This is a genomic window from Pseudomonas fluorescens, assembly GCF_018614775.1.
GTDB lineage: Bacteria > Pseudomonadota > Gammaproteobacteria > Pseudomonadales > Pseudomonadaceae > Aquipseudomonas > Aquipseudomonas fluorescens_BY.
This window is the reverse complement of sequence record NZ_JAGGOF010000006.1, coordinates 1-10,991: the sequence shown is the minus strand read 5'-3', so window position 1 is coordinate 10,991 and position 10,991 is coordinate 1. Positions and strand designations below refer to the sequence as shown.

Sequence of the window (10,991 nt, the reverse complement as noted above, 5' to 3'; positions counted from 1 at the left end):
CAAGACAGTTGCTCCCACAGGAGGGCCGGGTGCAGCCGGGATATCAGGTCGGCTGTCAGGCCGCCTCGCGAGCAAGCTTTGCTCCCACAGATGTACCCCATAGATCAGGCGAGCCCACAGATCGAAAGGGGGTACGACCGCGCAGAGCCAGGTCGGCTACTAGGCCGCCTCGGCGAGCTTTCGGGCATGCCGAGCCTAGGCGAGGCATCGAGTGGTGGGGCAAAAGCGTTTTGCTTACTTTTGCCTGGGCCGGCATTCCGGCTGTTCAAAAGTGAGCCGCCGTCAGGGCGGAACCCTAAGCCGCCGTTACCGCAGCAATGATATGTACCCAATCCAAAATAGAGGGCAACGGTCAGACCACCTTCTCGATCAAGTCCATGGGGATTGTGGTAGTGTCCGAATTGATTACATGAGGTATCAACTCAAGTACCAGCCCCCCGATTTATCAAACCAGACCGCATCAATACCCTGATCACACCCAGCGCCCACCGCGGCGCAGCGGTTCCAACTCAATGTGATCAGGAGTCAACAGCATGAACATCAACAAAACCGTCATCATCACCGGCGCTTCCAGTGGTATCGGCCTGGGCCTGGTCAAGGCGTTCCTGGACCGGGGCTATAACGTGGTGGGCAATGCCCGCTCCCAGTCCGGCCTGAACGATGCCGCCGCCCTGCTCGACCACTCGGAGCGTTTCATCGGCGTGGCCGGTGATATTGCCGACCCGGCCACTTCAACCACGATCATCGCCAAAGCCATCGAGGCCTTTGGCAGTGTTGAGGGGCTGGTGAACAACGCGGGGTTCTTCCTGCCAAAGCCCTTCATCGAGTACAGCCCCCAGGACCTGGAGGCGTTGCTGGCCACCAACCTCAAGGGGCTCGTCTATGCCAGCCAGGCGGCGGCCGCGCACATGATCAGTCGTCGACAGGGTTTCATCATCAACATTTCCGCTTCGGTGGCCTTGCAACCGAACATCCAGGTGCCGGCCGCGCTGCCGGTGTTGATCAAGGGCGGTGTCAACCAGATGACCCGCGCCCTGGCCCTTGAGCTATCGCCGTATAACATCAAGGTCAACGCCGTCGCGCCCGGCATCATCGACACGCCGATGTATGACCCGGCGCACCGCGAATTCCTCAACCACTTGGCCCCGGCCGGCCGTGTCGGCACCGTCGAGGAAATTGCGGAGGCCGTGCTGTATCTGGCGGGTGCTGACTTCACCACCGGCGTGGTATTGCCGGTGGATGGTGGGATGAGCACGGGCAAGTGGTAGAAAACCACAGTCCCATTGTGGGAGCGAGCCTGCTCGCGATGAGGCCCTTCAGCCGATACTTTCATCGACTGACCTGACGCTATCGCGAGCAGGCTCGCTCCCACAGGGTTTTGCGCCGTTTCCGGGTCTCTTGCTCACTTCAGAGCATGTAGGAGATACCAGCCTGCACGGTCCGCGGCGCGCCTGGGTAGGCGTAGACGTTACCGAATGCACCTTCCTCGTAATCAGCGTCGAACAGGTTTTTCAAGTCCAGGTTGAGGCGGATCCGCTCGTTGACCTTGTAGTAGCCGAGCAGGTCGACGACGGTGTAGCTGTCCATGGCAAACGCGTTCGCTGCGGTCTGGCCGGCCCGCTCATCCACGTACTTGGTGCCGACGCCCAGGCCCAGGCCCTTGAGGCCGCCGTCCTGGAATTCGTAGACGTTCAACAGGCTGAAGGTGTTCTTGGGCACGTTGAGTAGACGGGTGCCGCTGGGGATACTGGTGTCCTGGGTGACTTCGGCATCGACATAGGCGTAGCCGCCGATCATGCGCCACTGCGGCGTCAGGTTGCCGGCCACGTTCAGGTCGAAACCACGGCTGCGCACTTCCCCGGCGGCGACGCTGAAGGTGGAATCCACCGGGTCCGTGGTGAGGACGTTACGCTTCTCGATCTGGTACACCGCCGCGTCGACGCTCAACTGTCGGTCCAGCGCCTCCCATTTCACGCCCAGCTCATAGGACTTGCCCTCTTCCGGCTTGAACCCGCCACCCTGGCGACTGGCACCGCTGTTGGGTTTGAACGAGCGGGCGGTGTTGGCGTAGACAGCCACCGTGTCGGTCAGGTCGTAGAGCACGCCCACGCGCGGAGTGACGGCATTATCATTTTTTTCCCAGCTCTTGCCATTGGGTACAAACGTCTCGTACTCATGCTCGAAGCGCTCGAATCGAGCCCCCGCCAACAGTTTCAAACGCTCGGTGAGCGCCACCTGGTCCTGCACGAACAGGCCGAACGTCTTGAGGTTTTCCTGATCATCGGTGGGGGTGCGGGTCAGCGCAGGACGGGGTTGACCATACACCGGGTCGAAGATATCGATCGGGTAGGCGCCCGTTCCCGCAGCGGAACGTTGGATGATCGACTGGTAGTCGTAGTCCTCGTATTCGATCCCGGTCAACAGCGTGTGCTCGAACCCGCCCGTGGAAAAATGGCCGGTGAGGTTGAGTTGGGTGTCGCGGTCGGTCCATTCCAGCTTGCGATAGTTGAAATTGCGGCCCAGGGTGCGGCCATCGGCGGCGATGCCGTTGCCTTCGACGGCTTTGCCCTGCAAGGTGCCGTCGAGCCACTGGGTGCCGCCGGCCAGGGTCCAGTCGTCGTTGAGCATGTGCTCGAAACGCACCTGCAGCATCGTGTTGTCGTTGTGCAGTTCGCCGGCGTCCTTTTCGCCGAAGAAAGTCTCGCGGGACGCCGTGCCACGCTGGCCGGGATAGTGGGTCACGCCACGGTCCAGCGGATGGTTGTTGCGCATGAAATCGCCTTCGAACGTCAGGCGCGTGGTGTCGTTGACCTGCCAGGTCACCACCGGCGCAACGCCGTAGCGCTCGGTCTCGACGTGGTCGCGGAAGGTGTCGCCGCCCTCGCCGATCAGGTTCAGGCGATAGGCCAGTTTGCCTGCTTCATCCAACGGGCCGGATGCATCCAGGGTGCCGCGACGCATGCCCTGGTCGTTGAGCTGGCTGCCCAGGGTCACCGTGCGCTCGGCCAACGGCTGCTTGGACACCACGTTGAAGGTACCGCCCGGGTCGCCACGCCCGTACAGCATGGTCGCCGGGCCGCGCAGCACTTCCAGGCGCTCGATGGTGTTGGCGTCGGGCATGTTCGGGTAGCCACGGTTGATCGGGAAACCGTTACGGTAGAACTCGCCTGTGGTGAAGCCGCGCACGGTGAAAGTGGTCAGGCCCTGGCCCCCGAAGTTGTTAGCCCGGCCTACCCCGCCGGCGTAGTCGAGGGCGTCCTGCAGGCGCGTGGCGCCAAGGTCTTCGACAACGTCGCGGGACACCACGGAAATCGACTGCGGGGTTTCATGGATGGCGGTGTCGGTGCGTGTCGCGCTGGCCGAACGGGTGGCGTGATAGCCCTTGACCGGGCCCTGAGCGTTTTCATAGTCGGCGGCGCCGACGATGTCGGTGGCCTGCAACTCCATGGACGCTGGCGCAGTGGCGATGGGTTCATCTGCCCAAGTGGAAAGCGAATAAGCCTGAAGCACACACAGAGAAACGAGAATCCGACGCATCGATGCACAATCCTGAGGGGAAACGCCGGCCTGTCTTGTGGCTGGCAAGAATGTGCCGCGAAAGATACAGCAACTCATTACTGTTTGACATGGATTCCCATTAACATCTTTCGCTTGGCGCCCCCTCAGTCACCGCAGCCGATCAGCGACGCCTCTTCGACCCGCCGAAAAAACGTCTGCGCGCGCACGTCCTGGACAAACGCCACATTCAATCGCAGCCAGTCGCACGCTTCTCCCCCCGGCAAAAAAACCGAGCCCTGAGACAGCTGGACCTGTGCTTCATGGGCGATCTGCTGCACGCGCCCGCTTGCCAGGTGCCTCGGCCTGGCCCACACAAACAGGCCTCCGGTGGGTTCGGCGAACACTTCCCAATGGGCCAAGTCAAGTTGGCGAAGGGTGCTCGCCATCTGCTTGTTCAGGCGCTGGCGCAGGCGCTGGATCAACTTGCGATACGCCCCGTTGGCGAGCAACGCCGCCACGACACTTTCCGCCAGCAGCGAGCAGCCGATGCCCGTCACCATCTTGACCTCGGCCAACTGGTGGATGATGTCGGGCTGGGCGACCACATAACCGACGCGCAGGGAGCTGGACAAGGTCTTGGAGAAACTCGCCAGGTAGATCACCCGATCCAATCCATCCAGGGTCGCCAGGCGCGAGGTCGGACCGTTCTGGAAATCGGCGTAGATGTCATCCTCGATCAGCCGGAAATCATGCTGGTTGGCCAATTGCAGCAGACGATACGCCACGCTCGGCGCCAGGCTGGTGCCGGTGGGGTTCTGGTACATGCTGTTGACGAAGAAACAGGTGGGCTTGTGCTGTTCCAGCAAGCGCTCCAGGTGATCGATATCCGGGCCCTGGGTGCCTCGCGCAACCGCCAGGGTCCTGACCCCGTGCAGCCTCAGCAGGTTGAACAGGTTGTAGTAGCCGGGACTTTCCACCAGCACCAGGTCGCCGGGCTTGAGCAACGTGCGTACCAGCAGGTCGAGGCCGTGGCTGGCGCCTTGGGTCGTGAGGATCTGCGCGAGATCGACGTGGATATCGATCAGGTCCAGGCGTTTCTGGATGTGCTGGCGCAGATCAGCAGACCCCAGCGGGGTGCTGTAGTTGAACAGCGCATGGTTGTCGCTGCGCACCACCTGGCGGATCGCCTGGCCCAGATCGGTGTCGTCCCGCCAGGCATCGGGCAACCAGCCGCAGCCGAGCTTGAGCTGCGACGATTCAGGCTCGAACAACGCCCACGCCCCATCTCCTGCTCCAGCGTCGGGCTCCAGTGACCGGGCCACCTGTTGCGCGACAAAGAAACCCGAGCCATGCCGGGACTCCAGTACCCCGCTGGCCACCAATTGGTCATAGGCCTTGATCACACAGGACAGGCTCACGCCGTTTTCCTGGGCCAACTGCCGGATGGAGGGCATCCGCGCACCGGGACGGATGCGCTGGCGCTTTATCCAACCCAGCAATTGGGTGACCAGTTGCCGGACCATGGGCTCGGCGACGTTGCGATCGATGTTCAGGTCCACGGTGTGCGCCCTTGAGTGTTCTCAAATTCCGAGCGAACAGTTAAACATAAATGCCCTCGGCTGTTCCTTGTTGCCTTCGGACCCGGCAGTGATAGTCCACGGCGTCAATACATCCGAGGAAAGCGCTTGAACGCACAATATCGACATTCATGGGGACTGGCTTTCGGCCTTTGCCTGATCACCCTGGCGGTCAACCTGCAGGCGCCGCTGTATACCACCTATGCGCAGGTTTCCGGCTACGGAGCCGGCGCCACGGCGGTGGCGTTTGCGTGTTACGTGCTTGGCGTGCTGCCGGTGCTGCTGGCCTTCGGCGGGGTTGCCGACCGAGTGGGACGCAAGCCCTTGATCCTGCTGGCGCTGTGCCTGTCGATGGTGGCGACGATCATTACCTCGATCTGGCCGAACCTGATTGCGCTGGGCCTGGCGCGGCTGATGATGGGCGTGGGTACCGGACTGGCGTCGGCGACCTCGACAGCCTACATGACCGAGCTGATGGCGGGCGGCGACACCCGTGCGGCTGCGAACCGGGTCACCGCCAGTACCTCCCTCGGTTTTGGCCTGGGTGCCGCCTTGACCAGCCTGTTTCTGCTGATCGACCACAGTGTCGTCCCTGGCAGTTTCTGGTTGCAGCTGGGGCTGGCCGCCATGGCGATGGTGGTGGTTTCCAAGCTGCCGGACCCCGCCGTGCGAATCATCGATGCACCGCTGTTGCGCCGGCCCTTGTTCCCCGCCGGCAGCCTGCCCTACAGCTTCTCCATGCTCCTGGCCTGGGCCACCTCGGGCCTGGTCATCGCCATACTGCCGTCGGTGCTGGCGGCCCACAACCTGCAGCAATGGTCGGGCCTGTCGACCTTCACCGTGATCAGCTGCGGGTTACTCTTCCAGCCCTGGGCCCGCCGCCTGCAACCGGCCCGGGCCACCGGCGTCGGGTTGCTGGTGCTGCCGTCGAGCTATGCGCTGCTGGCCTGGGGCGCAAGCAGCGGTTCGCTGACGGCGGTGCTGCTCGGGGCATTGGGGGCCAGCAGCGCGTGTTATGGCTTTCTGTACCTGGGTGGGCTGTCGGCGATCACGGCGATGGCCGGCCTGGAAAAAGCGCGGGTCAGTGCCGGGTTCTTTCTGTTCGCCTATGTCGGGTTCAGCATTCCGGTGGTGGTGACCGGCGTGTTGGTTGACACGTTCGGCGCCAATGTGGCGTTGGTGTTGTTCGGGCTGGCGCTGGCGTTGGGCGCGTTGGTCACGGGGCTGGTCATTGTGCGAACGGGAGCTTATATAAGCCGCGTCTCCCACGGATAACGTTGACCCGTGGCGAGGGATAGAACTGAAGAATGGAGATCAACCCTCAGGGACGGCTCGACACCGTACCAACCAAGTCGTATACCATATCCCTAACTCAGCCACCGATCCGCCGCCGTGACCTTATCCAAGTTCAACCTGCCAGACCTGGGCAACACCCCATCTACTTCGGAAATCATCACCCGGCACCTGCGCGAGGCGATCGTGGCCGGGCACTTTGTCGAGGATGAGCCAATTCGCCAGGATGACATCGCCCGGCAGTTCAACGTCAGCAAGATCCCCGTGCGCGAGGCGCTCAAGCGCCTTGAGGCCGAGGGCCTGGTGATGTTCCAGCGCAATCGCGGAGCCATGGTCACGCGCATTTCCGAGGCGGAGCTGGCGCAGATGTTCGAAGTGCGCATGTTGCTGGAGGACAAGGTGCTGCGTCTGGCGATCCCCAACATGACCGAAGACACCTTTGCCCGTGCCGAGGGCATCTGCCGGGAATTCATCGGCGAGGACGACGTGGGTCGCTGGGCCGAACTGAACTGGCAACTGCACGCCTGCCTTTACGAGCCGGCGCAACGACCGTTCCTGGTGGGGTTGATCCGTTCGGTGCACGACAAGCTGGAGCGCTACCTGCGCATGCAGATGAGCCTTTCGGCCGGCAAGGAACGCGCCGACCACGAGCACCGGGAAATCCTCGACGCCTGCCGTGCCGGTGATGTCGAACGGGCTGTGAAGCTGCTGGACGAACACATTGCCGGGGTGTGCAAGACGTTGTTTGAGTTTCTGCCAACCAGCCATTAAGCCCAGCCAGTCAGCCACCCCATCTTTCGGGAAGCCGCGATCCCCTGTGGGAGCGAGCCTGCTCGCGAAAGCGGTGTGTCAGGCAGCATGAATTGTCCGACACTCCGTCTTCGCGAGCAGGCTCGCTCCCACAGGGGCTTGCTTAACGGACCGGCATCAGCGTCGAGCATCAGACTCTTCACTGTGCCGATTTCGTCACCGCCAACGACTAAATCCATCAAGCCTCCAGCCCCCCTCGCGGGCGACCCTTGCGTCCAATCACCTGAACGGACGCGCCCTCATGAAACGCATCACCGTGATCGACTCCCACACCGGCGGCGAGCCCACCCGGCTGGTCACCGACGGTTTTCCAGACCTGGGCCGGGGCAGCATGGCCGAGCGCAGGCAGCGCCTTGCCGAACAACACGATGCCTGGCGCAGCGCCTGCGTGCTGGAACCGCGCGGCAGCGACGTGCTGGTGGGCGCGCTGCTCTGTGAACCGGTAGACCCGAGCGCCTGTGCCGGGGTGATCTTTTTCAATAACAGCGGCTATCTGGGTATGTGCGGCCACGGCACCATTGGCCTGGTGGCGTCACTGGCCCACCTGGGTCGGATCGGCCCCGGCGTGCACAGCATCGAAACCCCGGTGGGCACCGTGCAGGCCACCTTGCACGAAGATCGTTCGGTCAGCGTGCGCAACGTACCGGCCTACCGTTACCGCAAGGCGCTGAGCCTGGACGTGCCCGGCATCGGCCCGGTGGTGGGCGACGTGGCCTGGGGCGGCAACTGGTTCTTCCTGATCGCCGACCACGGCCAGCGGGTGGCCGGCGATAACCTCGACGCGTTGACCGCCTACACCTACGCCGTCCAACAGGCCTTGGAACAGCAAGGCTTTCGCGGCGAAGATGGCGGCCTGATCGACCACATCGAATTGTTCGCCGATGACCCTCACGCCGACAGCCGCAACTTTGTACTGTGCCCCGGCAAAGCCTATGACCGCTCCCCCTGCGGCACCGGCACCAGCGCCAAACTGGCGTGCCTGGCAGCGGACGGCAAACTGCAACCGGGTCAGCTCTGGCGCCAGGCCAGTGTGATTGGCAGCGAGTTCGAAGGTTCTTACGAGCAGGCCGGCGAGCGCATCGTGCCGACCATTCGCGGCCGGGCGTATATCAGCGCCGAAAGTACGCTGATCATTGAGCCGGATGACCCGTTCGCCTGGGGCATCCGTCCATGAATGAAGGCCCTGTCGCCGACGTGATCGTCATCGGCGCCGGCATCATCGGCGCGGCCTGTGCCCGATCACTGGCCCAGCGCGGCTTGCAGGTGTTGGTGCTGGACGCCGGTTGGCATGGCGCTACGGCCGCCGGCATGGGCCATTTGCTGGTGCTCGACGACAACCCGGCGGAACTGGCCCTCAGCCAATATTCTTTGCAACGCTGGCGCGAACTGGCACCCGCCCTGCCCGCCGCCTGCGCCTGGCGCAACAACGGCACCCTTTGGCTGGCGGCCAATGCCGAGGAAATGGCGGTGGCCCACAGCAAATACCTCAACCTGCTGGCCCACGGCGAAGCTTGCGAACTGATCGGCCACGCTACCCTTCGCCAGCGCGAGCCCGAGTTGCGTGCGGGCCTGGAAGGCGGCCTGCTGATCAAGGGCGACGGCATCTTGTACGCGCCGGCAGCCGCGCGCTGGATGCTCGACGCCAGCAACATTCGCCAGCAACGCGCCCAGGTCAGCGAAGTCGACGGCCATCGCGTGCGCCTCGCCGATGGTCGCTGGTTGAGCGCCGAAGCGGTGGTCCTCGCCAACGGCATCCAGGCCACCGAGCTGTGCCCGGAGCTGCCCATCGAGCCGAAAAAAGGTCACTTGTTGATCACTGACCGCTACCCCGCGACCGTCTCCCATACCCTGGTGGAATTGGGCTACGTCACCAGCGCCCACACCGCCAGCGGGCCGTCGGTGGCGTGCAATATCCAGCCGCGGCCGACCGGGCAATTGTTCATCGGCGCGTCACGGCAATTCGGCACCGTCGACCCGCAGGTGGAAGGCTGGATGCTGGCGAAGATGCTCAGGCGCGCCGTCGACTACCTGCCGGGGCTGGCGAAACTCAACGGCATCCGCGCCTGGACCGGTTTTCGCGCGGCCAGCCCCGACGGCCTGCCGCTGGTGGGACAACATCCCCAGCGCAAGGGCCTTTGGCTGGCGGTCGGTCACGAAGGATTGGGCGTGACGACCGCACCTGCAACCGCCGATCTACTGGTCGCACAGCTGTTCAACGAAACCTCGCCATTGGCCCCGCAAGCCTACCTGCCGCAGCGCTTTCTGGGAGAGCCGCCTCATGCCTGAACTATTCCTCGACGGCCAACCACTGTCCGTCGCCAACGGCACCAGCGTCGCTGCGGCATTGGCATTGGGCGCCGACGGTTGCAGCCGCACCTCGGTCGGCGGACAGCGCCGCGCGCCGGTGTGCGGCATGGGCATCTGCCAGGAATGCCGGGTGCTGATCGACGGCCATCGTCGCTTGGCTTGCCAGACGCTGTGTCGCGATGGCATGCACGTGCAGACCCGGTCATGAACGATTCCACCGACCTGCTGATCATCGGCGCCGGCCCCGCCGGCATGGCCGCCGCCCTGGCGGCGGCCAGCAGTGGCGCGCGCATCGTGTTGCTAGATGACAATCCGCTGCCCGGCGGACAGATCTGGCGCGACGGCCCCCAGGCCCACCTGCCCAGCGAAGCTCGACGCCTGCGCGATCAATTGCAAGCCTGTGCCAACGTGCGCTGCTACCCCGAGACTCGGGTGATCGCCTGCGCCGCCGACAACACCCTGCTGCTGGAAGATGCCGAGCGCGGCTGGCAGATTCGTTACGACCGCCTGATCCTCTGCACCGGCGCCCGGGAGCTGCTGCTGCCCTTCCCCGGCTGGACACTCCCCGGCGTGACTGGCGCGGGCGGGTTGCAGGCATTGATCAAGGGGGGCTTGCCGGTGCGGGGCGAACGGCTGGTGGTCGCCGGCAGCGGCCCGTTGCTGCTGGCGAGCGCCGCCACGGCGAAGCATCAGGGGGCGCAGGTGTTGCGCATCGCCGAGCAGGCCCACCGCGCCAGCGTGCTCGGTTTCGCCGCGCAACTACCGCGCTGGCCGAACAAATGGCTGCAGTCGTTCAGCCTGCTCGATGGGCACTACCGCACCGATACCCATGTGCTGGAGGCCTTGGGACGGGACCGGCTTGAGGGCGTACGCTTGCGCCAGCACGGCAAGACCTATGAACTGGCCTGCGACCGACTGGCCTGTGGCTTTGGGCTGGTTCCCAATACCCAGCTCGGCCAAGCCCTGGGCTGCGGCTTGCAAGACCAGGCGCTGAAGGTCGATGCCTGGCAAACAACCACTCGGCCCGAGCACTACGCCGCCGGTGAATGCACGGGTTTCGGCGGCAGTGAACTGGCGCTCGTGGAAGGCGCCATCGCCGGCCATGCCGCGGTTGGCAATACCGTCGCGGCCCAGCACCTGTGGCCACGTCGGGCACGGTGGCAAGGCTTCGCCCGAGCATTGAGCAAGGCCTTCGCCCTCGACGCACGACTCAAAACCCTGGCCCGTCCCGACACCCTGGTCTGCCGCTGCGAAGACGTGCCCTACGGCGAACTGCTCGGCCATGAAAGCTGGCGCGAAGCGAAACTGGCCAGCCGCTGCGGCATGGGCGCGTGCCAGGGCCGGGTGTGCGGCGCGGCGCTGGAACATCTGTTCGGCTGGACACCGCCAACGCCACGCCCGCCGTTCAGCCCGGCGCGGATCGACACTTTGCTCGCCCTGGAAGAGGACCCTCGCGCCTGACACATACATGGCGCCCACCCTGAAACTGTGGGAGCCGAGCTTGCT

9 protein-coding genes are annotated in these 10,991 nt (G+C 64.2%); 7 read left to right on the top strand and 2 right to left on the bottom strand.

Translation table 11 applies throughout. The features are described 5' to 3' along the window. Positions 1 to 533: 533 nt before the first annotated feature. Positions 534 to 1,268 (top strand): SDR family NAD(P)-dependent oxidoreductase, encoded by a 735-nt coding sequence (locus J7E36_RS01665; protein ID WP_214999250.1) that lies wholly within the window; start codon positions 534 to 536, stop codon positions 1,266 to 1,268. A 139-nt stretch (positions 1,269 to 1,407) separates the two neighbouring features. Here J7E36_RS01665 and J7E36_RS01660 read toward each other — a convergent pair whose 3' ends face one another. Continuing rightward, positions 1,408 to 3,537 carry a TonB-dependent siderophore receptor gene (locus J7E36_RS01660; RefSeq protein WP_214999248.1) on the bottom strand — a complete coding sequence of 710 codons (2,130 nt, stop codon included), beginning with the start codon at positions 3,535 to 3,537 and terminating at the stop codon, positions 1,408 to 1,410. A 125-nt stretch (positions 3,538 to 3,662) separates the two neighbouring features. Continuing rightward, positions 3,663 to 5,057: a PLP-dependent aminotransferase family protein gene (locus J7E36_RS01655; protein ID WP_214999246.1), complete on the bottom strand. Its 1,395-nt coding sequence runs from the start codon at positions 5,055 to 5,057 to the stop codon at positions 3,663 to 3,665. A 126-nt stretch (positions 5,058 to 5,183) separates the two neighbouring features. Here J7E36_RS01655 and J7E36_RS01650 point away from each other — a divergent pair, with 126 nt between their 5' ends. The 6 genes from J7E36_RS01650 to J7E36_RS01625 all read left to right on the top strand — a co-directional run bounded on the left by J7E36_RS01650 (position 5,184) and on the right by J7E36_RS01625 (position 10,946). Beyond that, positions 5,184 to 6,350 carry an MFS transporter gene (locus J7E36_RS01650; RefSeq protein WP_214999244.1) on the top strand — a complete coding sequence of 389 codons (1,167 nt, stop codon included), beginning with the start codon at positions 5,184 to 5,186 and terminating at the stop codon, positions 6,348 to 6,350. A 117-nt stretch (positions 6,351 to 6,467) separates the two neighbouring features. Beyond that, on the top strand, positions 6,468 to 7,139 hold the full coding sequence (locus tag J7E36_RS01645) for a GntR family transcriptional regulator (protein WP_214999242.1): 672 nt from the start codon (positions 6,468 to 6,470) through the stop codon (positions 7,137 to 7,139). 280 nt (positions 7,140 to 7,419) lie between these two features. Continuing rightward, positions 7,420 to 8,352: a 4-hydroxyproline epimerase gene (locus J7E36_RS01640; protein ID WP_214999240.1), complete on the top strand. Its 933-nt coding sequence runs from the start codon at positions 7,420 to 7,422 to the stop codon at positions 8,350 to 8,352. Further along, positions 8,349 to 9,464 carry an NAD(P)/FAD-dependent oxidoreductase gene (locus J7E36_RS01635; RefSeq protein WP_214999238.1) on the top strand — a complete coding sequence of 372 codons (1,116 nt, stop codon included), beginning with the start codon at positions 8,349 to 8,351 and terminating at the stop codon, positions 9,462 to 9,464. Before J7E36_RS01640 ends, J7E36_RS01635 begins: the two co-directional genes overlap by 4 nt. Further along, positions 9,457 to 9,693 carry a 2Fe-2S iron-sulfur cluster-binding protein gene (locus J7E36_RS01630; protein WP_214999236.1) on the top strand — a complete coding sequence of 79 codons (237 nt, stop codon included), beginning with the start codon at positions 9,457 to 9,459 and terminating at the stop codon, positions 9,691 to 9,693. Before J7E36_RS01635 ends, J7E36_RS01630 begins: the two co-directional genes overlap by 8 nt. Then, positions 9,690 to 10,946, top strand: a complete 1,257-nt coding sequence (locus J7E36_RS01625; RefSeq protein ID WP_214999234.1) for an NAD(P)/FAD-dependent oxidoreductase — start codon at positions 9,690 to 9,692, stop codon at positions 10,944 to 10,946. Before J7E36_RS01630 ends, J7E36_RS01625 begins: the two co-directional genes overlap by 4 nt. Positions 10,947 to 10,991: the final 45 nt, after the last annotated feature.